Annotated in this window: 16 protein-coding genes and 2 tRNA genes; 2 read left to right on the forward strand and 16 right to left on the reverse strand. The window is 69.8% G+C overall.

Annotation, left to right across the window (positions count from 1 at the left end; translation table 11 throughout):
• Positions 1 to 48: 48 nt before the first annotated feature.
• From OHS17_RS10850 to OHS17_RS10900, 11 genes are all read right to left on the reverse strand, one after another.
• Positions 49 to 1,974 carry a TIGR03960 family B12-binding radical SAM protein gene (locus OHS17_RS10850; protein ID WP_330311988.1) on the reverse strand — a complete coding sequence of 642 codons (1,926 nt, stop codon included), beginning with the start codon at positions 1,972 to 1,974 and terminating at the stop codon, positions 49 to 51.
• Between the two features lie 50 nt (positions 1,975 to 2,024).
• Positions 2,025 to 3,539, reverse strand: coding sequence for a CYTH and CHAD domain-containing protein (locus tag OHS17_RS10855; protein WP_330311989.1), 1,515 nt, complete (start codon positions 3,537 to 3,539; stop codon positions 2,025 to 2,027).
• A gap of 32 nt (positions 3,540 to 3,571) precedes the next feature.
• Positions 3,572 to 4,762 (reverse strand): rod shape-determining protein RodA, encoded by a 1,191-nt coding sequence (gene rodA / locus OHS17_RS10860; protein WP_161210155.1) that lies wholly within the window; start codon positions 4,760 to 4,762, stop codon positions 3,572 to 3,574.
• Positions 4,762 to 6,927, reverse strand: coding sequence for a penicillin-binding protein 2 (gene mrdA / locus OHS17_RS10865; protein WP_330311990.1), 2,166 nt, complete (start codon positions 6,925 to 6,927; stop codon positions 4,762 to 4,764). The genes rodA and mrdA overlap by 1 nt, the downstream gene beginning before the upstream one ends.
• Before the next feature lie 49 nt (positions 6,928 to 6,976).
• Complete coding sequence (mreD, locus tag OHS17_RS10870; protein WP_018103193.1) at positions 6,977 to 7,642, reverse strand: rod shape-determining protein MreD; 666 nt, start codon at positions 7,640 to 7,642, stop codon at positions 6,977 to 6,979.
• Positions 7,643 to 7,653: 11 nt separating this feature from the next.
• On the reverse strand, positions 7,654 to 8,688 hold the full coding sequence (gene mreC / locus OHS17_RS10875) for a rod shape-determining protein MreC (protein ID WP_330311991.1): 1,035 nt from the start codon (positions 8,686 to 8,688) through the stop codon (positions 7,654 to 7,656).
• 99 nt (positions 8,689 to 8,787) lie between these two features.
• The gene (locus OHS17_RS10880; protein ID WP_018518174.1) at positions 8,788 to 9,807 is read right to left on the reverse strand and encodes a rod shape-determining protein; all 1,020 of its coding nucleotides are present in this window, start codon (positions 9,805 to 9,807) and stop codon (positions 8,788 to 8,790) included.
• A gap of 292 nt (positions 9,808 to 10,099) precedes the next feature.
• Positions 10,100 to 10,513: a nucleoside-diphosphate kinase gene (gene ndk, locus OHS17_RS10885; protein WP_330311992.1), complete on the reverse strand. Its 414-nt coding sequence runs from the start codon at positions 10,511 to 10,513 to the stop codon at positions 10,100 to 10,102.
• A 93-nt stretch (positions 10,514 to 10,606) separates the two neighbouring features.
• Positions 10,607 to 10,963 carry a DUF4233 domain-containing protein gene (locus OHS17_RS10890; protein ID WP_018103189.1) on the reverse strand — a complete coding sequence of 119 codons (357 nt, stop codon included), beginning with the start codon at positions 10,961 to 10,963 and terminating at the stop codon, positions 10,607 to 10,609.
• 2 nt (positions 10,964 to 10,965) lie between these two features.
• The gene (gene folC / locus OHS17_RS10895) at positions 10,966 to 12,486 is read right to left on the reverse strand and encodes a bifunctional tetrahydrofolate synthase/dihydrofolate synthase (RefSeq protein WP_330311993.1); all 1,521 of its coding nucleotides are present in this window, start codon (positions 12,484 to 12,486) and stop codon (positions 10,966 to 10,968) included.
• Positions 12,487 to 12,607: 121 nt separating this feature from the next.
• Complete coding sequence (locus OHS17_RS10900) at positions 12,608 to 15,229, reverse strand: valine--tRNA ligase (protein WP_330311994.1); 2,622 nt, start codon at positions 15,227 to 15,229, stop codon at positions 12,608 to 12,610.
• 139 nt (positions 15,230 to 15,368) lie between these two features.
• On the opposite strand from OHS17_RS10900, the gene OHS17_RS10905 reads away from it, so the two are divergent.
• On the forward strand, positions 15,369 to 16,364 hold the full coding sequence (locus OHS17_RS10905; RefSeq protein ID WP_330311995.1) for a hypothetical protein: 996 nt from the start codon (positions 15,369 to 15,371) through the stop codon (positions 16,362 to 16,364).
• Between the two features lie 79 nt (positions 16,365 to 16,443).
• On the opposite strand, the gene clpX is transcribed toward OHS17_RS10905, so the two are convergent.
• From clpX to OHS17_RS10930, 5 genes are all read right to left on the reverse strand, one after another.
• Positions 16,444 to 17,742, reverse strand: coding sequence for an ATP-dependent Clp protease ATP-binding subunit ClpX (gene clpX, locus OHS17_RS10910; RefSeq protein WP_018103185.1), 1,299 nt, complete (start codon positions 17,740 to 17,742; stop codon positions 16,444 to 16,446).
• 156 nt (positions 17,743 to 17,898) lie between these two features.
• Complete coding sequence (locus OHS17_RS10915) at positions 17,899 to 18,582, reverse strand: ATP-dependent Clp protease proteolytic subunit (RefSeq protein WP_018518168.1); 684 nt, start codon at positions 18,580 to 18,582, stop codon at positions 17,899 to 17,901.
• Positions 18,583 to 18,660: 78 nt separating this feature from the next.
• Complete coding sequence (locus OHS17_RS10920; protein WP_018103183.1) at positions 18,661 to 19,266, reverse strand: ATP-dependent Clp protease proteolytic subunit; 606 nt, start codon at positions 19,264 to 19,266, stop codon at positions 18,661 to 18,663.
• Between the two features lie 266 nt (positions 19,267 to 19,532).
• Positions 19,533 to 20,918 (reverse strand): trigger factor, encoded by a 1,386-nt coding sequence (gene tig / locus OHS17_RS10925; protein WP_330311996.1) that lies wholly within the window; start codon positions 20,916 to 20,918, stop codon positions 19,533 to 19,535.
• A 165-nt stretch (positions 20,919 to 21,083) separates the two neighbouring features.
• Positions 21,084 to 21,160, reverse strand: a tRNA-Pro gene (locus OHS17_RS10930).
• Positions 21,161 to 21,303: 143 nt separating this feature from the next.
• On the opposite strand from OHS17_RS10930, the gene OHS17_RS10935 reads away from it, so the two are divergent.
• Positions 21,304 to 21,377 (forward strand) — tRNA-Gly (locus OHS17_RS10935).
• The last annotated feature ends 37 nt before the right edge of the window (positions 21,378 to 21,414 follow it).

Here is a 21,414-nt window from a genome sequence, read left to right on the forward strand (position 1 = left end):
ACCGGGCCTCGTCACCGAGCTGTCACACGCTCGCGACCGCTTCGCGGCTCACTTCACGACGGTCAGCGGCAGGAGCTTCTTGCCGGTCGGGCCGATCTGGATGCTGGTGTCCATCTGGGGGCACACCCCGCAGTCGAAGCACGGGGTCCAGCGGCAGTCCTCGACCTCGGTCTCGTCCAGCGAGTCCTGCCAGTCCTCCCAGAGCCAGTCCTTGTCGAGGCCCGAGTCCAGGTGGTCCCAGGGCAGGACCTCCTCGTAGGTCCGCTCGCGGGTGGTGTACCAGTCGACGTCGACGCCGAACTCCGGCAGGGTCGCCTCGGCGCTCTTCATCCACAGGTCGTAGCTGAAGTACTCGCGCCAGCCGTCGAACCGGCCGCCGGCCTCATAGACCGCGCGGATGACGGAGCCGACCCGGCGGTCGCCGCGCGAGAGCAGGCCCTCCACGATGCCGGGCTTGCCGTCGTGGTAGCGGAAGCCGATCGAGCGGCCGTACTTCTTGTCGCCGCGGATCTTGTCCCGGAGCTTGCCGAGGCGGGCGTCCGTCTCCTCGGCGCTGAGCTGCGGCGCCCACTGGAACGGGGTGTGCGGCTTGGGCACGAAGCCGCCGATGGAGACCGTGCAGCGGATGTCGTTCTGGCCGGAGACCTCGCGGCCCTTGGCGATGACGTTGACCGCCATGTCGCCGATCTGGAGGACGTCCTCGTCGGTCTCGGTGGGCAGGCCGCACATGAAGTACAGCTTCACCTGGCGCCAGCCGTTGCCGTACGCGGTGGCGACCGTGCGGATCAGGTCCTCCTCCGAGACCATCTTGTTGATGACCTTGCGCATGCGCTCGGAGCCGCCCTCGGGGGCGAAGGTGAGACCGGAACGGCGACCGTTGCGGGTCAGCTCGTTGGCCAGGTCCACGTTGAACGCGTCCACGCGGGTGGACGGCAGCGAGAGGCCGATCTTGTCCTCGGTGTAGCGGTCCGCGAGGCCCTTGGCGATCTCACCGATCTCGGTGTGGTCGGCGGAGGACAGCGAGAGCAGGCCGACCTCCTCGAAGCCGGTCGCCTTGAGACCCTTCTCCACCATCTCGCCGATGCCGGTGATGCTTCGCTCCCGCACGGGGCGCGTGATCATGCCGGCCTGGCAGAAACGGCAGCCGCGGGTGCAGCCGCGGAAGATCTCCACGGACATCCGCTCGTGGACGGTCTCGGCGAGCGGGACCAGGGGCTGCTTGGGGTACGGCCACTCGTCCAGGTCCATGACGGTGTGCTTGGACACCCGCCACGGCACGCCCGACTTGTTCGGTACGACGCGGCCGATGCGGCCGTCCGGGAGGTACTCCACGTCGTAGAAGCCGGGGACGTACACGCCGCCGGTCCTCGCGAGGCGGAACAGGACCTCCTCGCGGCCCCCGGGGCGGCCCTCGGCCTTCCAGGCGCGGACGATCTCGGTGATCTCCAGGACCGCCTGCTCGCCGTCGCCGATGACCGCGCAGTCGATGAACTCCGCGATCGGCTCCGGGTTGAACGCGGCGTGGCCACCCGCGAGCACGATCGGGTCGTCGATGTCCCGGTCCTTGGCGGCCAGCGGGATGCCGGCCAGGTCCAGGGCGGTGAGCATGTTGGTGTAGCCCAGCTCGGTGGAGAAGCTGAGCCCGAAGACGTCGAACGCCTTGACCGGGCGGTGGCTGTCCACGGTGAACTGCGGCACCTGGTGCTCGCGCATCAGCGCTTCGAGGTCCGGCCAGACGCTGTAGGTGCGCTCGGCGAGGACGCCCTGGCGCTCGTTGAGTACCTCGTACAGGATCATGACGCCCTGGTTGGGCAGCCCGACCTCGTACGCGTCCGGGTACATCAGTGCCCAGCGGACGTCGCACTCGTCCCACGGCTTGACGGTGGAGTTCAGCTCACCGCCGACGTACTGGATGGGCTTCTGCACATGCGGGAGCAGAGCTTCGAGCTGTGGGAAGACCGAATCGACAGACATCGCGAACTTTCGAGAGCCGGCAGGGGTGACCATCCAGCGTACCTCGCTGCTCAGTGTCCCCGTGCCCGCCGGATACGGGCCTTGTGCGCCCGGTGCCACACCCCGGGCAGCTCGCGCTCGGTCGCGGCGGCGGCAGCCTCCTCCCGTCCGTACACCAGTCCCCACGTGAACGACGGCTCCCCCGCCGCGTGCGCCTGTACGGCGAGGGCGCGCAGGGTCTGGCGGGCGACGACACCGTCCTGGTGGTCGCCCAGGAGGCTCTGGACGGCCTTGAGCCGCTTGGCCGCCTTCTTCGCGGGCTTACGGAGGGCCGGGCGGGCGGCCTCCGCCGCGTACCGCGCCCGTTTCGCGGCCTTGCGGGCGCTGTGCAGCGCGGCGTCCCGGTCCGGCCCCGGCGGCAACTCCAGGGCGTGCGCCACCCGTCCGGCGAGGCGCTTGTGGTCCTTGCGGACCGCGCGGGCCAGCTCGTCGCCCGGCGCGGCGGCGGCCCCGGGCAGCAGCGGCGGGGCGGCGACCAGGGCCTCCAGGGCCCGCAGCAGGTCCAGATAGCGCGCGGAGTCCAGGACGGCGGTCGTGCGCCGGCGCGAACCGCTGCGCCCCGCCGCCGACCAGAGCCGCAGCCGCGCCCTGACCGGCCCGATGACCAGGGGGCGGGGCAGCTCGCCGAGCCGGGCGCGCAGCCGGGCGTCCAGGACCTCCTGGTCCCGGTCGACCCCCAGCTCCCCCGCGAGCCACTTCAGCTCGGTGCCCAGGGGGCGGGTGGCCTCGCGGTCCAGGACGCGGCGGTACGTGCGCAGGGCGCTGCGCAGCCGCCGGGTGGCGACGCGCATCCGGTGCACGGAGTCGGGCAGCCCCCGCCGCACGGCCGGGTCGAGCGCCACGATCGCCTCGGCCTGACGGCGTACGTGGACAAGGACGTGGTCCCCTGCGGCGCGCGGTTCGTCCTCCCGGCGGCGCGTGGTTCCGGACGCTGTCTCCTCCAGCGCGCGGGCCAGCTTGGAGGGGGCGGTGGCGGGCCGGATGCCGGCCTCCTCCAGCGCGCGGCCGACGGTGTCGAGGAAGGCGGGGTCGCCGTCGTCGGCGAGCTCGGCCTCGATCTCGGTCCAGGCGGCGGTGCGGTCGCCGCCGGGCAGCCGCTCCGCGCGGACCTCGTCCACGCTGAGCTCGGCCAGCGGGGCGCCGTCGTCGCCCAGGAGTACGTGGACGTCGCGGACGGAGACCAGCCGGACGACGGGGACGACGGGGGCGTCGAGGACCCGGGAGCGGATCAGGGCGGTGAGGCGGGCCGGGACGTGGCCGGAGAGCGGGGCCCGGATCTCGTCGCGGACGCCGTCGGCGACGGGGAGCTTCAGGTGCCAGCCGGCGTCGGAGCCCCCGGTGCGGCGGCGCAGGGTGACGTTTCCGGCGGCGAGGCGCAGGTCCTCGGTGTCGTAGTAGACGGCGTCCAGCTCCATGACGCCCTCGTGCGCGACGGACCCGACGCCTGCCACCCGGCCCAGGTCGGGCAGCCGGGTGGCGTCGGTGGCTTCGTACTTCCGCTCGATCTCGCGCTTGGAGTCCGCCATGTATCGAACGTAACGCTCCCCCGGGAAATCGCTCAGGCCGTTATCGGCCGTTGCACCCGGATCGACTGGAGCAGGCCGATGGCCACCCAGACGGCGAACATCGAGGAGCCGCCGTAGGAGACGAACGGCAGCGGCAGTCCGGCGACCGGCATGATGCCGAGCGTCATGCCGATGTTCTCGAAGGACTGGAAGGCGAACCAGGCGATGATCCCGGCGGCGACGACCGTGCCGTACAGCTCGGTGGTCTCGCGGGCGATGCGGCAGGCGCGCCACAGGACGACGCCGAGCAGCACCAGGATGAGCCCGGCGCCGAGGAAGCCCAGCTCCTCGCCGGCGACCGTGAAGACGAAGTCGGTCTGCTGCTCGGGGACGAACTGCCCGGTGGTCTGGGTGCCCTGGAAGAGCCCGGTGCCATGCAGGCCGCCGGAGCCGATCGCGATGCGGGCCTGGTTGGTGTTGTAGCCGACGCCCGCCGGGTCGAGCGCCGGGTTGGCGAAGGCGGCGAAGCGGGCGATCTGGTAGTCGTCCAGCAGGCCGAGCTGCCAGATGGCGACCGCCCCGGCCACGCCCGCGCCGAGGAGCCCGAAGACCCAGCGGTTGGACGCGCCGGAGGCCAGCAGCACACCGAGCACGATGATGACCATGACCATGACGGAGCCGAGGTCCGGCATCCCCATGACGATGATCATGGGGAGCGCCGCGAGGCCGAGGGCCTTGGCGACGCTCCGGTGGTCGGGGTGGACCTGGTCCCCGGCGTCCACCCGGGCGGCGAGGATCATCGCCATGCCCAGGATGATGGTGATCTTGGTGAACTCGGAGGGCTGGATGGAGAAGCCGCCGGGCAGCAGGATCCAGGCGTGGGCGCCGTTGACGGTGGCGCCCAGCGGGGTGAGGACCGCCAGCACGAGGAGCACGGACAGGCCGTACAGGACGGGCACCGCGCCGCGCAGCGTGCGGTGGCCGAGCCAGATCGTGCCGATCATCAGCGCCATGCCGATGCCGGTGTTGAGCGCGTGCCGGAAGAGGAAGTAGTACGGGTCGCCGTGGGTCAGCGAGTCGCGTCCCCGGGTCGCCGACCAGACCAGCAGCGAGCCGATGAAGGAGAGCGCGACCGCCGCGCCGAGGAGCGGCCAGTCGAGCCGGCGCACGACGGAGTCGCGGGCCATGAGGCGGCCCCAGCCGGACCGCTCGGGGCCGTAGCGCGGGACGGAGAATCCGGCCATCAGTCGCGCCTCCCCAGCACCGCGGCGAGCGTCTGCTCGGTGGCGGGCTTCTCCGAGGCGGGGTCGTACGGCTTGATCGTCGGGGCGTCGATGGTGCCGTCCGTCTGGATCTTCGGCAGCCCCTTCTGCGGCGTCGGCAGGAGGGCCTTCTTGAGGTCCTGCTTGCCGGTGGCGTCGAGCCCGTAGAGCGCGTTGTAGATGTTGCGGACGGCGGGCCCGGACGCGCCGGAACCCGTACCGCCCTGGGAGATCGTCATGACGATCGAGTAGTCCTTGGTGTACGTGGCGAACCACGAGGTCGTCTGCTTGCCGTAGACCTCGGCGGTACCCGTCTTGGCGTGCATCGGGATCTTGTCCTGCGGCCAGCCGCCGAATCGCCAGGCGGCCGAACCGCGGGTCGCGACACCCGCGAGGGCTTCGTCTATCTGGTTGCGCGTCTTCTTGGTGAAGGGCAGCTTGCCGTGCGACTTGGGCGCGATCGTCTGGACGGTCTTGCCGTCGCCGCTGACGATCGCCTTGCCGATGGTGGGGTCGTAGAGCGTGCCGCCGTTGGAGATGGCCGCGTAGATGGTGGCCATCTGGATCGGGGTGACGAGCGTGTCGCCCTGGCCGATCGAGTAGTTGACGGAGTCACCGGCGCGCATCTTGTCGCCTTCGAGGCAGTTCTCAAAGGCGATCTTCTCGACGTACGTGCCGTCCTTCTTGCCCTGCTTGCACCAGGCGTCGTGGTTGGCCTTGGCGAAGTTCTTCTTCCACTCGCGGTCCGGGACGCGGCCGCTGACCTCGTTGGGGAGGTCGATGCCGGTCTCCTTGCCCAGGCCGAACTGGTGGGCGGTCTTGTAGAACCAGTCGTTGGGGTGCTTCTTCGGGTTGTTGCCGCCGTCCTTCGCCCACTCCTTGTGCGCGATGCCGTAGTACACGGTGTCGCAGGAGACCTCCAGGGCGCGGCCGATGGTGATGTCGCCGTAGCCCTGGGACTCGAAGTTCTTGAAGGTCTGCCCGCCGATGGAGTACGAGCTGGGGCAGGGGTAGTGGCCGTCGAAGGGGTACCCGGCGTTGACCGCGGCGGTCGAGGAGATGACCTTGAAGATCGAGCCGGGGGCGGCCTGGCCCTGGATGGCCCGGTTCAGCAGCGGGAAGTTGCTGCTCTTGCCGGTGAGCTTGGCGTAGTCCTTGGCGGAGATGCCGCCGACCCAGGAGTTCGGGTCGTAGTTGGGCAGGGAGGCCATGGAGACGACCCGGCCGGTCTTGGCCTCCATGACGACGACGGCCCCGGAGTCCGCCTTGTAGTTCTCGCCGGTGTTGGTGTCGAACTCCTTGCGGGCCGCCTTCATGGCCTCGTTGAGCTCGTACTCGGCGACGGCCTGGACGCGGGCGTCGATCGAGGTGACGACGCTGGCGCCGGCCTCCGCCTCGTCGTTCTTGGCCTGGCCGATGACCCGGCCCAGGTTGTCGACCTCGTAACGGGTGACGCCCGCCTTGCCGCGCAGCTCCTTGTCGTACGTGCGCTCCAGGCCGGAGCGGCCGACCATGTCGGAGCGCAGGTACGGCGAGTCGCTGTCCTGGGCCTTGGTGATCTCCTCGTCCGTGACGGGCGAGAGGTAGCCGAGGACCTGGGCGGTGTTGGCCTTGCCGGGCGCCGGGTAGCGGCGTACGGCGGTGGGCTCCGCGGTGATGCCGGGGAAGTCCTCGGCGCGCTCGCGGATCGTCAGGGCCTGCTGGGTGGTGGCCTCGTCGGTGACCGGGATCGGCTGGTAGGGCGAACCGTTCCAGCAGGGCTGCGGGGTCTTGGCGTCGCAGAGCCGGACCTTGTCGAAGACGTCCTTCGGCTTCATGTCGAGGACGTCGGCGAGCCGGGTCAGCACGGCCTTGCCGTCGTCGGCCATCTTCAGCAGCTCGGTGCGGCTGGCGGAGACCACGAGGCGGGTCTCGTTGTCGGCGAGCGGGACGCCGCGCGCGTCGAGGATGGAGCCGCGGGCGGCGGGCTGGACGACCTGCTGGACGTGGTTGTTCTTCGCCTCGTCCGAGTACTCCTGGCCATTGCGGATCTGGAGGTACCAGAGGCGGCCGCCGAGGGTGAGGAGCAGCGAGAAGACGAGGACCTGGATGACGATCAGCCGGATCTGGACGCGCTGGGTGCGGCCCGTCTCGGGGATGTTGCTCACGGGGCGCCCCCGGTGGTGGTGCGGGGGCGGGGCCCGGCGTGGTGCTGCCTCACAGTCGCTTGACTCCCTTGATCCGTCCGGCGCGTGCCGCCCGGTTGCGGGCCGCCTTCACGCGCAGTCCGCCGCGCTGGCTGCCGATCCGCAGCCCGGTCCCGGCCGCCAGCCACCCGGCCGCCACGTCGCCGCGCCCCGAGGAGGACTCGGTGACGGGGTCGTTCACGGTGCGTCTGGCGAGCGCCATGATCAGCGGCACGGTGAACGGCGCCAGGAGGAGGTCGTACACCGCCGCGGTGAACAGCAGGCTGCCGAGGCCCACGTGGCGGGCCGCGGTGTCGCCGACGAGGGCGCCGACGCCCGCGTACAGCAGGGTCGACCCGATCGCCGCCGCGACGACCACGGCCATCGGCAGGAACGCGGACTTCAGCTGCCCGTTCTCCGGCCGGGCCAGGCCCGCGAGGTAGCCGATGACGCAGAGGACCAGGGCGTAGCGCCCGGCGGCGTGGTCGGCCGGGGGCGCCAGGTCCGCGAGGAGCCCGGCGCCGAAGCCGATGAGGGCGCCGCTGACGTGCCCGTACACGAAGGCCAGGCCGAGGACGACCATGAGCAGCAGGTCGGGCACGGCGCCGGGGAGCTGGAGGCGGGCGAGCACGGAGACCTGGACGACGAGGGCGAAGACGACCAGAACGATGGAGAGCAGGGTCCGGTTGACGTGCATGGGGATCAGCTCTACCTCTGTTCGTTGACCGCGTTGTCGGCGTTCGGAGTGGCGTTCCCGCTGGGGTCCGGGCTGGGGCTCTCGTGGATGTTGCCGACCACGTTGCCCTCGGTGTCCACGATGTCGCCGTTGGGCGAGATGGTGACCGTGACGGTCGGGGTGGGCTTCGGCTTGGCGGGCGCCTTCGGCTTCTTCGGCAGGACCGAGTCGCGGGGGTCCTGGCGCGGGGCCTGGACGACGATGCCGACGATGTCCAGCTTGGTGAAGGAGACGTACGGGCGGACGTAGACGGTCCGGGTGAGGTCGCCGCCCGAGGGGTCGACGCGGACGACCTCGCCGACCGGGACGCCGGGCACGAACGGCTTGTCCTTGCTGGAGCCGAAGGTGACGAGCCGGTCGCCCTTCTTGACCTTGGCCTTGCCGTTCAGGAACTGCACCGCCAGCGGGCGGGAGCCCTGGCCGGTGGCGAAGCCCAGCTCGTCGGTGGACTCCATCCGGGTGCCGACGGTGAAGTCGGGGTCGTTGGCGAGGAGCACCGTCGCGGTGTCCGGGCCGACGGTGGTGACGCGGCCGACCAGCCCGTCCCCGTTGATGACGGTCATGTCGCGCTTGACGCCGTCCTTGGAGCCCGCGTCGATGGTGACCGTCCAGGAGAAGCCCTGGGCCGCTCCTATGGCGATGACCTCGGCGGCCGCGATGCCGTACTGGCCGGTGGCCGACTTCTTCAGCATGTCGTCCAGCTGGCGGACCCGGCTGCGGTTGCGGTCGTCGCTGCCGAGCTTGGCCTTCAGCTCGGCGTTCTGCTTCTCCAGCGCGGCGATCTTGTCGTGACGGGCGCCGGAGGCGCGGACCGCCCCTATGGCGTTGCCCACCGGGTCGACCGCCGACGCCACGCCGTTCTCCACGGGTCCGAAGACCGTGGCGGCGGCCTGCCGGGCGCCGTCCACCGGTGACGCCTCACCGCCGCGGATGTCCACCGTGATCAACGCGAACGCGATGGCGATCAGCAGCACCAGGAGCAGCCGGCTCTCTCGTGTGTCCCTCACAGTGCGGCGGCCGTGCCTTCCTCGTAGGAATGATCGTGCCTGTATGTCACGCGGTCCCCCGCGCGGAGCGGCAGCGTCCGCGCGGAGGGCCGTGGGGTACTACCGTCGGGGCTGGGCGTCCAGGACCTGCTGGAGCGCCTCGAACTCCTCGACGCACTTGCCGGAGCCGAGCGCCACCGAGTCCAGCGGGTCCTCGGCGATGTGGATCGGCATGCCCGTCTCGTTGCGCAGCCGCTCGTCCAGGCCCCGCAGCAGCGCGCCGCCGCCGGTGAGGACGATGCCGCGGTCCATGACGTCGCCGGACAGCTCCGGCGGGCACTTGTCGAGCGTCGTCTTGACCGCGTCCACGATCGCGTTGACCGGCTCCTCGATGGCCTTGCGGACCTCGCCGGCCGAGATGACGACGGTCTTGGGCAGGCCCGAGACCAGGTCGCGGCCGCGGATCTCGGTGTGCTCGTCCTTCTCCAGGTCGAACGCCGAGCCGATGGTGATCTTGATCTGTTCGGCGGTGCGCTCACCCAGGAGGAGCGAGTACTCCTTCTTGATGTGCTGGATGATCGCGTTGTCCAGCTCGTCCCCGGCGACCCGGATGGACTGGGCGGTGACGATCCCGCCGAGCGAGATCACCGCGACCTCGGTGGTGCCGCCGCCGATGTCGACCACCATGTTGCCGGTGGCCTCGTGGACCGGAAGGCCCGAGCCGATGGCCGCCGCCATGGGCTCCTCGATGATGTGCACCTGGCGGGCGCCGGCCTGCGTCGACGCCTCGATCACGGCGCGTCGCTCGACCCCGGTGATGCCGGAGGGCACGCAGACGACGACCCGCGGGCGGGCCAGGTAGCGGCGCTTGTGGATCTTCAGGATGAAGTAGCGGAGCATCCGCTCCGTGATCTCGAAGTCGGCGATGACGCCGTCCTTCAGGGGCCGTACGGCGACGATGTTGCCGGGCGTACGGCCGATCATCTTCTTGGCCTCGGCGCCGACCGCCAGAATTCCGCCGGTGTTGGTGTTGATGGCCACGACGGACGGCTCGTTCAGAACGATGCCGCGCCCCCTGACGTACACCAGCGTGTTGGCAGTCCCGAGGTCGATAGCCATGTCACGGCCGATGAACGACATTGAGTTCCCCTTGTTCCCCATGAGGATGCGTCGGGCCTCCCAGGTAAAAGCCGTGATGGCTTGATTTGGTAGGCAGGATGGGCGCTGCGGGCGTGGAAGGTTCCATCGTAGTGCCGGATGTGCCGGCACAGCGCGAGGGTACGCCGCCTTGCTGGGCAGAACGGGTGGCCGTTCCACTCATGGTGACGTTACGTCGGGGGGATGCGTTCCCGCGACCGGACACCCTATGCCGAAGGGCGACCGAATTAATTCGGTCGCCCCAGGTCGCGAGCGCTGTTCGGCTGATCCCGGTTCAGGAAAGTCCGGGGAAGAACAGCTTCATCTCCCGCTCCGCGGACTCCTCGGAGTCCGAGGCGTGGATGAGGTTCTCCCGGGTGATCGTGCCGAAGTCGCCGCGGATCGACCCGGGCGCGGCGGCGATCGGGTCGGTGGGGCCGGCCAGGGCGCGGACGCCGTCGATGACCCGCTCGCCCTCGGCCACCAGGGCGACGATCGGACCCGACTGCATGAACTCGACCAGCGGCTCGTAGAAGGGTCGGCCCACGTGCTCGGCGTAGTGCTGCTCCAGCGTGGCGCGGTCCAGGGTACGCAGCTCCAGCGCGGTGATCTTCCAGCCGGCCTTGCGCTCGATGCGGCCGACGATCTCGCCGACCAGACCGCGACGGACGGCGTCGGGCTTGAGAAGAACGAGGGTGCGCTGGGTCATGTGCGGCTCCTTGCAGGCATACGGGTGCGGTGAGGCGACATTACAGGGGCCCGGCGACGGGCCCGCCGCCGGGTTTGCCGTGGTGGGCGCCGGTCAGCCGGCGGCGGGCGACTCCGCCTCGGCCTGGGCCGCCCAGCGGGCCTTCACCTCGTCGATCCGGCGGCCGTAGTGCACCGAGGCCCACCACAGCGCGCCGAAGGCGACGCCCAGGATGAACATCACCGGGATCACGAAGCCGCTCGCGACCAGCGCGACCTGGAGGGCCCAGCCGAGCTGGACGCCGCCGGGCCGGGTGAGCATGCCGCAGAGCAGCACGGAGAGGAGCATCCCGATGCCGCACACCGTCCAGACCGTGGCGTGCGACAGGTCGTCCGACTTCATCGCGACGAGTCCGGCGAACCCGATCACGAAGAACTCGCCGATCAATGTGGACGCACAGAGCATGCGCATGGTCAGCGCCTTCCCAGGAGCAGCCGGGCCTCGCCGACCGTGATCACGGAACCGGTCACCAGGACGCCGGCGCCCGCGTACTCGTCCTCTTCCTCGGCGAGGGTGATCGCCGCCTCCAGCGCGTCGTCCAGCCGGGGTTCGACCTGCACCCGGTCGTGGCCGAAGACCTCGACGGCGACGGCCGCGAGGGCGTCGGCGTCCATGGCGCGCTCGGTGGAGTTCTGGGTGACGACGATCTCGGCGAAGATCGGCTCGAAGGCTTCGAGGAGCCCCCGCACGTCCTTGTCGCCGCTGGCGCCGACCACCCCGATCAGCCGGGAGAAGCCGAACGCCTCGGACAGCCCCTCGGCCGTGGCGCGGGCGCCTGCCGGGTTGTGCGCGGCGTCCAGGACGACGGTGGGGCTGGAGCGGACGACTTCGAGGCGGCCGGGCGAGATCACCGAGGCGAACGCGGCGCGCACGATGTCGGCGTCCAGCGCGCCGGGCTGCTCGGCGCCGACGCCGAAGAACGCCTCGACCGCGCAGAGCGCCACCACCGCGTTGTGCGCCTGGTGGGCGCCGTACAGCGGCAGGAACACGTTGTCGTACTCGCCGCCGAGGCCGCGCAGGGTCAGCAGCTGGCCGCCGACCGCGATCTCGCGGGAGACCACGCCGAACTCCATGCCCTCGCGGGCCACGGTGGCGTCGGCCTCGACGGCCTTCTTCAGCATGACCTGGGCGGCGTCGACGGGCTGCTGGGCCAGGATGACCGTGGCGCCCTGCTTGATGATCCCGGACTTCTCGGTCGCGATCTCGCCCGGCGTGTTGCCCAGGCGGTCGGTGTGGTCCAGCGAGATCGGGGTGACGACGGCGACCGAGGCGTCGATGACGTTGGTCGCGTCCCAGGTGCCGCCCATGCCGACCTCGACCACGGCGACGTCGACCGGCGCGTCGGCGAAGGCCGCGTACGCCATGCCGGTCAGCACCTCGAAGAAGGACAGCCGGTAGGGCTGCTGGGCGTCGACCATCTCGATGTACGGCTTGATGTCCTCGTACGTGGAGATGAACCGCTCCGGGTCCACCGGGGCGCCGTCCAGGCTGATCCGCTCGGTGATCGACTGGACGTGCGGCGAGGTGTAGCGGCCGGTGCGCAGGTCGAAGGCGCCGAGCAGGGCCTCGATCATGCGGGCGGTGCTCGTCTTGCCGTTGGTGCCGGTGATGTGGATCGAGGGGTACGCGCGCTGCGGCTCGCCGAGCACGTCCATCAGGGCGGCGATGCGCGTGACGGACGGCTCCAGCTTGGTCTCGCCCCAGCGGCCGGCGAGCTCCTGCTCCACCGCGCGCAGTGCCTTGTCGACCTCCGGGTCGGCGGGACGGGCGGGCAGCTCCTCGGCCCGGGGCGGCCCCGAGGCGGCGCGCAGGGTGCGGCTGCCGGCCTCGATCACCGCCAGGTCGGGGTCGCGCTGGGTCTCTTCGTCGACGATCTCCGCGAAGGTGTCGTCGGAGTCGGACGCGTCGGGCCGGTCGGGGCGGGGCTCACTCACGGGCCCCAGTCTACGGATGGCCGCGGACATCGCGCGCAGCCGCCCGGGGGCCGGACACACCGGAGCCCCCGCGCCCCTCGGGTGAGGGGTGCGGGGGCCCCGGGCCGCTCCGGGTGACCGCTCAGCTCTGCGGCAGGGCCGCCAGCTGGCCGGCGATGCGCTCGATGTCGGCCTCGGCCTTGGTGAGCCGGCCGCGGATCTTGTCGACCACGTTGTCCGGGGCCTTGGCCAGGAACGCCTCGTTGCCGAGCTTGCCCTCGGCCTGGGCCTTCTCCTTGCGGGCCGCCTCCAGGTCCTTCGTCAGCCGCTTGCGCTCGGCGTCGACGTCGATCGTGCCCGACAGGTCCAGGGCGACGGTCGCCCCGGCGACGGGCAGCGAGGCGGTGGCGTGGAAGCCGTCCCCGGCCGGCTGGAGCCGCGCGAGCTGGCGGATGGCCGCCTCGTGCGGAGCGAGCGCGGTCCCGGTCAGGGTGAGCTCGGCCGGGACCTTCTGGCCGGGCTGGAGGCCCTGGTCGTTGCGGAAGCGGCGGACCTCGGTGACGACCTGCTGGACGAGCTCGATCTCCCGCTCGGCGGCGTCGTCGCGGAAGCCGGAGTCCTTCGGCCAGTCCGCGATGACGACGGACTCGCGGCCGGTGAGCGCGGTCCACAGGGTCTCGGTGACGAAGGGGACGACGGGGTGCAGCAGGCGCAGCATCACGTCGAGGACCTCGCCCAGGACCCGGCCGGAGACCTCGGCCGGGCGGCCGCCGCCGAAGAACGTGGTCTTGGACAGCTCGACGTACCAGTCGAAGACCTCGTCCCAGGCGAAGTGCCGCAGCGACTCGCTGAGCTTGGAGAACTGGAAGTCCTCGTAGTACGCGTCGACTTCGGCGACCGTCTTGTTCAGGCGGGAGAGGATCCAGCGGTCGGTCACCGACATCTCGTCGGCGGACGGCAGCTCGCCCTCGATCGTCGCCCCGTTCATCAGGGCGAACCGGGTCGCGTTCCAGATCTTGTTGGAGAACTTCGCGGAGCCCTGGACCCAGTCCTCGCCGATCGGGACGTCGGTGCCCGGGTTGGCGCCGCGCGCGAGCGTGAAGCGGAGCGCGTCGGAGCCGTACTTGTCCATCCAGTCCAGCGGGTTGACGACGTTGCCGAAGGACTTCGACATCTTCTTGCCGTGCTCGTCGCGGACCATGCCGTGCAGGACGATCTTCTCGAACGGCGGGACGTCCTTGTTGATGTACAGGCCGAACATCATCATCCGGGCGACCCAGAAGAAGAGGATGTCGTAGCCGGTGACCAGGACGGAGTTCGGGTAGAACTTCGCGAGGCTGTTGGTCTGTTCGGGCCAGCCGAGCGTGGAGAACGGCCACAGGCCGGAGGAGAACCAGGTGTCCAGGACGTCGCTGTCCTGGGTCCAGCCCTCCCCGGTGGGCGGCTCGTCGTCCGGTCCGACGCAGACCATCTCGCCGTCGGGGCCGTGCCAGACGGGGATGCGGTGGCCCCACCAGAGCTGGCGCGAGATGCACCAGTCGTGGAGGTTGTCGACCCAGTCGAAGTAGCGCTTCTCCATCTCCTGGGGGTGGATCTGGACCTTGCCGTCGCGGACGGCGTCACCGGCCGCCTTGGCGAGCGGGGCGACCTTGACCCACCACTGCATGGACAGCCGGGGCTCGACGGTGGTCTTGCAGCGCGAGCAGTGGCCGACGGAGTGGACGTACGGCCGCTTCTCGGCGACGATCCGGCCCTCGGCGCGCAGGGCGGCGACGATCGCGGAGCGGGCCTCCAGCCGGTCCAGGCCCTCGAAGGGACCGGGGACGGTGATGACGGCGCGCTCGTCCAGGACGGTGAGGAAGGGCAGGTCGTGGCGCTGCCCGATCTCGAAGTCGTTCGGGTCGTGGGCGGGGGTGACCTTGACGGCACCGGTGCCGAACGACGGGTCGACGTGGTGGTCGGCGACGACCGGGATGGTGCGGTCGGTCAGAGGCAGCTTGATCTGCTTGCCGACCAGGTGCCTGTACCGCTCGTCGTCGGGGTGGACGGCGACGGCGGTGTCACCGAGCATCGTCTCGGCGCGGGTGGTGGCGACGACGATGGTCTCCTCGCCCTCGCCGTACGTCATGGAGACGAGCTCGCCGTCGTCCTCCTGGTACTCGACCTCGATGTCCGAGATCGCGGTGAGGCACCGGGGGCACCAGTTGACGATGCGCTCACGGCGGTAGATGAGCTCGTCGTCGTACATCCGCTTGAAGATGGTCTGGACGGCCTTGGACAGGCCCTCGTCCATCGTGAACCGCTCGCGGGTCCAGTCGACGCCCTCGCCGAGGCGGCGCATCTGACCGGAGATCTGGCCGCCGGACTCGTTCTTCCACTGCCAGACGCGCTCGACGAACGCCTCGCGGCCCAGGTCGTGGCGGGACTTGCCCTCCTTGCCGAGTTCGCGTTCGACAACGTTCTGGGTGGCGATGCCCGCGTGGTCCATGCCCGGCTGGTACAGCGCCTCGAAGCCCTGCATGCGCTTGCGGCGGACGAGGGCGTCGATCAGCGTGTGCTCGAAGGCGTGGCCCAGGTGCAGGGAGCCCGTGACGTTCGGCGGCGGGATGACGATCGTGAACGGCGGCTTGTCGCTCTTGGCGTCCGCCTCGAAGTACCCGCGTTCTACCCAGCGCTCGTACAGCTTCCCCTCTACCTCGGCCGGCGTGTACTGGGTCGGCAGTTCGGGGTTGCTGGCTGGCTGCTGCGCTGGGTTCTCGGTCACGCGGACAGTTTAGAGCCGTCACAGGAGTGCACTGAAACCGGTTTGTTCCGTAACGGTGTGCCTCCCGGTGGTCCGCACGCGCCAGCCTTCCGTCAGGATGTTCGCAACGCGTAAGTATCACGAACAGGGGACACCGCAGATGAGCTACAACCAGCCGGGGCCGTACGGTGGCCAGCCGCCGCAGGGCCAGCCCGGACCGTACGGCCAGCAGCCGGGCCCGTACGGCGGTCAGCCGCCGCAGGGCCAGCCCGGCTACGGCTACCCGCAGCAGGCCCCCCAGGGCGTCCCGCCCCAGCAGCAGCCCCAGCCGGGTTACGGCTACCCGCAGGCGCAGCAGCCCGGCCCGTACGGCCAGCAGCCGCCCACCCCGCCGTACGGCGGCCAGCCCGCCTACGGCCAGCAGCCGGGCTTCCCCCCGCCGGCCCCGCAGAAGAAGAAGACGGGCCTGATCGTGGGCGCGGTCATCGTGGCCTTGGCGGTCATCGGCGGCGGGGTCTATTTCCTGACCTCGGGCGGCGGCAACAGCGATGTCGCGGACTCCACCAAGGGCTACAAGCTGACGCCGCCTGCGTCGGTGGGCGAGTACAAGCAGGACAAGGGCGACTCGGACAACAAGACCGGTCCGCTGACCGGCAAGGAGAAGACCGAGACCGAGGCGATGGGCGTCAAGTCGCCCGTCGAGGCCAGCGCGGTCTACGGCAGCGGGGACATCGACAAGAACCCGCTCACCACGAAGATGCTCATGCTGAAGGGCGTCTGGGGTCAGGTGGACGATCCGGCGAAGACGCTGGACGCGGCCTTCGCGGGTGCCAAGGAGGAGATGAGCAAGGACCAGGGCGAGGACGACAGCGAGACCTCCCTCGTCGGCTCTCCCGAGAGCGTCTCCCCCAAGGGCTTCGACGGCGCGCTGATGAAGTGCCAGGTCGTCAAGTCGGTCAACAAGAAGTCCGACGGCTCGGTGCAGCAGGGCCCGAAGGAGTTCAACACCCCGGTCTGCATCTGGACGGACTACAGCACCCTCGGCATGGTCTTCGCCGTCGACCTCGGTGCGGCCATGACCAACAAGAGCATGCCGATCGACGATGTCGCCGACCTGGCTGCCCAGCTCTACAACAGCTCCCGCACCAAGCTCTGACCGCGGCACCACGAAGGGGCGCCCCGCCGGTTCCTCCGGCCGGGCGCCCCTTCGCGTACGTACGAACTACCGCACCGCGTTACGCGGACTTCTCGTGGCGGCCCTCGTCGCCCTTGCCGATCGTGCGCGGTTCGCGCGGGACCAGGGTCGGGTTGACGTTGTTGCGGACCACGTCGGCGGTGATGACCACGCGGGCGACGTCCTTGCGGGACGGGACCTCGTACATCACCGACTGGAGGACCTCCTCCATGATCGCGCGCAGGCCGCGCGCGCCGGTCTGGCGCAGGATCGCCTGGTCGGCGATGGCCTCCAGCGCCTCGCGCTCGAAGTCCAGCTCCACGCCGTCGAGTTCGAAGAGGCGCTGGTACTGCTTGACCAGAGCGTTGCGCGGCTCGATGAGGATCTGGAGCAGAGCCTCGCGGTCCAGGTTGTGGACCGAGGTCAGGACGGGGAGGCGGCCGATGAACTCGGGGATCATCCCGAACTTCACCAGGTCCTCCGGCATGACCTCCTGGAACTGGTCGCTGGCCTGGATCTCCCGCTTGGAGCGGATCGTGGCGCCGAAGCCGATGCCCTTGGCGCCGGCCCGGGACTCGATGATCTTCTCCAGGCCGGAGAACGCGCCGCCCACGATGAACAGCACGTTCGTCGTGTCGATCTGGATGAACTCCTGGTGCGGGTGCTTGCGGCCGCCCTGCGGCGGCACGGAGGCGGTGGTGCCCTCCAGGATCTTCAGCAGGGCCTGCTGGACGCCCTCGCCGGAGACGTCACGGGTGATCGACGGGTTCTCGCTCTTGCGGGCGACCTTGTCGATCTCGTCGATGTAGATGATCCCGGTCTCGGCCTTCTTGACGTCGTAGTCGGCGGCCTGGATCAGCTTCAGCAGGATGTTCTCGACGTCCTCGCCGACATAGCCGGCCTCCGTCAGCGCCGTCGCGTCCGCGATGGCGAACGGGACGTTGAGCATGCGGGCCAGCGTCTGCGCGAGCAGCGTCTTGCCGGAGCCCGTGGGGCCCAGCAGCAGGATGTTGGACTTGGCGAGCTCGATCGCGTCGTCGCGGCCCGCGCCGCCGCCGTTCTCGCCGGCCTGGACCCGCTTGTAGTGGTTGTACACAGCGACCGAGAGGGCCTTCTTCGCGGGCTCCTGCCCGACGACGTACCCCTCGAGGAACTCGTAGATCTCGCGGGGCTTGGGAAGCTCTTCCCAGCGGACCTCGCTCGTCTCGGCGAGCTCCTCCTCGATGATCTCGTTGCAGAGATCGATGCACTCGTCGCAGATGTACACACCGGGACCCGCGATGAGCTTCTTCACCTGCTTCTGGCTCTTTCCGCAGAACGAGCACTTGAGCAGGTCGCCGCCATCACCGATGCGTGCCACGAGGTGCTTCCCCTTCGCCTGGGAGACGCCTGGTTCAGCGGCTCCTGTGCCTCTATCCGACGGTACCTTGCCCGGCCCCCCATTCGGGCCCCCCTTGGCACGGTTCACACGGCCGGAGCCGGGTGCCGCAACCGTGCCAAGGGGTTCGGGCGCAGGTCAGGCGAGCGCGCCGGCCGCGCTCTTGCGGGTCGACACGATCTGGTCGACGAGGCCGTAGGCCAGGGAGTCCTCGGCGGTGAGGATCTTGTCGCGCTCGATGTCGTCGCGGATCTTCTCGATCGGCGTGGTCGAGTGCTTCGCCAGCAGCTCCTCCAGCTGGGTCCGCATGCGCAGGATCTCGTTGGCCGCGATCTCCAGGTCGGAGAGCTGCTCACGGCCGGTCTGCGAGGACGGCTGGTGGATCAGCACACGGGCGTTCGGCAGCGCCATGCGCTTGCCCGGGGTGCCGGCGGCGAGCAGGACCGCGGCGGCGGAGGCCGCCTGGCCCATGCAGACCGTCTGGATGTCCGGCTTCACGAACTGCATCGTGTCGTAGATCGCGGTGAGCGCGGTGAACGAGCCGCCGGGGCTGTTGATGTAGATGGAGATGTCCCGGTCCGGGTCCATCGACTCCAGGCAGAGCAGCTGCGCCATGACGTCGTTGGCGGACGCGTCGTCGATCTGCACGCCGAGGAAGATCACGCGCTCCTCGAAGAGCTTCGCGTACGGGTCGTACTCACGCACGCCCTGCGAGGTGCGCTCCACGAAGCGCGGCACGATGTAGCGGTTGTCCACCTGCGGGCCCGTGTAGAGGCCGCTCGCGGAGGCGCCGGGGAAGTTGTTCATGTGGGTGTTCACCATCCTGGTGGCGTTCTGTGGCTGGGTGTCTCGGCGTACGAGAGATGCGCGGGGCGGTACGTCGCTGTCCGGGGGGCCGGATCAGGCGCCGGTGCCGCCGCCGCCCGGAACGCCCGACGCGATCGAGATGATCTCGTCAATGAGGCCGTACTCCTTGGCCTCCTCCGCGGTGTACCAGCGGTCGCGGTCGCCGTCGCGGATGATCGTCTCCACGGTCTGGCCGGAGTGGCGGGCGGTGATCTCCGCCATGCGCTGCTTGGTGCGCAGCAGGTACTGGGCCTGGATCTTGATGTCCGAGGCCGTACCGCCGATGCCGGCCGATCCCTGGTGCATGAGGATGTCGGTGTTCGGGAGCGCGAAGCGCTTGCCGGCGGTGCCGCCGGTGAGCAGGAACTGGCCCATCGAGGCCGCCATGCCCATACCGATGGTGACGACGTCGTTCGGGATGTACTGCATGGTGTCGTAGACCGCCATGCCGGCCGTCACCGAACCGCCGGGGCTGTTGATGTAGAGGTAGATGTCCTTGTCCGGCTCTGCGGCAAGGAGGAGCAGCTGTGCGGTGATCTTGTTGGCGATGTCATCGTCCACCTGCTGGCCGAGGAAGATGATGCGCTCGCCGAGCAGCCGGCTGTAGACCTGGTCACCGAGGCCACCACCGAGGGACGGCTCTCCGGCGGCGTAGGGCATCAGATTCGTCACGTATCCACCTGCTCGTCTCTGACGGCTCCGGCCGTCTCAGCGTCTTCGTACCGGGTGGGCCGGGACTACCCGACCCTTCCTCTTCATGGACCCTAACGCGCAGGTGGAACAACGCCATCCCGCTTCCGCGACTGTTCGCTGGGAGCGCAAGGTCCGCAGTTGGCACAAGGGTTGTGGCGAAACGTCCGCCGGTACGACGACGGGCCCCGGACGCGGTGGCGTCCGGAGCCCGTCGTACGGGGTCAGCGCGAGGCTCAGGCCTCGGTCTTCTCCTCGGCGGCGGCCTCGGTGGCCTCAGCGGCCTCCGTGGTCTCCTCCGCCGCGTCCTCGTCGTCCTCCAGCTCGACGACCTCACCGTTGGTGTCGACGACCTTGGCGGCCTCGACCACGACGGCGAGCGCCTTGCCGCGGGCGACCTCGCCGACGAGCATCGGCACCTGGCCGCCCTCGACGACCGCCTGGGCGAACTGGTCCGGGCTCATGCCGGAGGAGGCAGCGCGCCGCATGAGGTGCTCGGTGAGCTCCTCCTGGTTGACGTTCAGCTTCTCCTTGTTGACGAGCTCGTCCAGGATGAACTGGGTCTTGATGCCCTTGACGGCCTGCTCGGAGGTCTCGGCCTCGAACTCCTCGGCGGTCTTGCCCTGGATCTCCAGGTACTTGTCGAGGGTGAGACCCATCTGACCGAGCTGGTGGTGCTCCAGGTTGTGCTTGCGGGTCTGGACCTCGTCCGCGAGCAGCTTCTCCGGGATCGGGACCTCGGCGAGCTTCAGCAGCTCCTCCAGGACGCGCTCCTGGGCCTGGGTGGCCTGGTCGTACTGCTTGGTGTTCTCGAGGCGCTTGCGGCTGTCGGCCTTCAGCTCGTCCAGCGTGTCGAACTCGCTGGCCATCTGGGCGAAGTCGTCGTCCAGCTCGGGGAGCTCGCGGGCGGCGACGGCGCTGACCTTGACGGTGACCTCGGCGTCCTTGCCCTCGGCGGAGCCGCCCTTCAGCTGCGAGGTGAAGGTGGCCTCGCCACCGGCCTCCAGACCGGTCACGGCCTCGTCGATGCCCTCGAGGAGTTCACCGGAACCGATGGTGTACGAGACACCCTCGGCCACGCCGTCCTCCAGGACCTCGCCGTCGACCTTGGCCTCGAGGTCGATCGTGACGACGTCGCCGTCGGCGGCGGCGCGCTCGACCGGGTTGGTGGAGGCGAAGCGGCCGCGCAGCTGCTCGACGGCCTTCTCGACCTCCTCGTCGGTGACCTCGATGGCGTCGACGGTGACCTCGATGCCGGAGTAGTCCGGGATCTCGATCTCGGGGCGCACGTCCACCTCGGCGGTGAAGGCCAGCAGCTCGCCGTCCTTCAGCTCCGTGATGTCGACCTCGGGCTGGCCGAGGACGTTCAGCTCACCCTCGTTGACGGCCTCGGTGTAGAACTTCGGGAGCGCGTCGTTGACGGCCTCCTCCAGCACAGCACCACGGCCGAACCGCTGGTCGATGACCCGGCTGGGGATCTTGCCCTTGCGGAACCCCTTCACCGTGACCTGCTGGTTGATCTTCTTGTACGCCGCGTCGAGGCTGTCCTTGAGCTCCTCGAAGGGCACCTCGATGCTGAGCCGAACCCGGGTCGGGTTCAGGGTCTCCACGGCGCTCTTCACGGTTCGGTCTCCTTGGTGGCTGACTTCTTGGGGTTCTGCTCCGCCGCACGGGGGGCGGCTTCGCGGACCGAGCCCGGTACATCAGACACACGGGCACGCATTTTGCATAGTAACGGCAAGGGGGAGAACTCCCGCAACGCGATCTTGTCCACGCGATCTTGCCGATGGTCGGGGTGGCCGGATTCGAACCGACGACCTTCCGCTCCCAAAGCGGACGCGCTACCAAGCTGCGCCACACCCCGTCGGTGCGACACGTAGGGTACATGCAGTGAGGCACCGCGCCCGCCGGTTTCGGCGGGCGGCGTCAAGGGGTGTGCGGGCAGCGCCCGCGACCCGCTACGATGCTTCTCGTGCCGCGGTCCGTGTGACCTGCGGTGCCGCGCTTGCGGGCGTAGCTCAATGGTAGAGCCCTAGTCTTCCAAACTAGCTACGCGGGTTCGATTCCCGTCGCCCGCTCCAACCGCCGAAGGGCCCGGTCCAGTGGACCGGGCCCTTC

It is taken from the genome of Streptomyces sp. NBC_00523 (genome assembly GCF_036346615.1).
GTDB lineage: Bacteria > Actinomycetota > Actinomycetes > Streptomycetales > Streptomycetaceae > Streptomyces.

Bases quoted from the DNA above. Each gene is read 5' to 3' on its own strand.
- OHS17_RS10850 (WP_330311988.1), bottom strand. From the start codon at position 1,974: ATGTCTGTCGATTCGGTCTTCCCACAGCTCGAAGCTCTGCTCCCGCAT.
- OHS17_RS10855 (WP_330311989.1), bottom strand. From the start codon at position 3,539: ATGGCGGACTCCAAGCGCGAGATCGAGCGGAAGTACGAAGCCACCGAC.
- rodA (WP_161210155.1), bottom strand. From the start codon at position 4,762: ATGGCCGGATTCTCCGTCCCGCGCTACGGCCCCGAGCGGTCCGGCTGG.
- mreD (WP_018103193.1), bottom strand. From the start codon at position 7,642: ATGCACGTCAACCGGACCCTGCTCTCCATCGTTCTGGTCGTCTTCGCC.
- OHS17_RS10880 (WP_018518174.1), bottom strand. From the start codon at position 9,807: ATGTCGTTCATCGGCCGTGACATGGCTATCGACCTCGGGACTGCCAAC.
- ndk (WP_330311992.1), bottom strand. From the start codon at position 10,513: ATGACCCAGCGCACCCTCGTTCTTCTCAAGCCCGACGCCGTCCGTCGC.
- OHS17_RS10890 (WP_018103189.1), bottom strand. From the start codon at position 10,963: ATGCGCATGCTCTGTGCGTCCACATTGATCGGCGAGTTCTTCGTGATC.
- OHS17_RS10905 (WP_330311995.1), top strand. From the start codon at position 15,369: ATGAGCTACAACCAGCCGGGGCCGTACGGTGGCCAGCCGCCGCAGGGC.
- OHS17_RS10915 (WP_018518168.1), bottom strand. From the start codon at position 18,582: ATGGTGAACACCCACATGAACAACTTCCCCGGCGCCTCCGCGAGCGGC.
- OHS17_RS10920 (WP_018103183.1), bottom strand. From the start codon at position 19,266: ATGCCCTACGCCGCCGGAGAGCCGTCCCTCGGTGGTGGCCTCGGTGAC.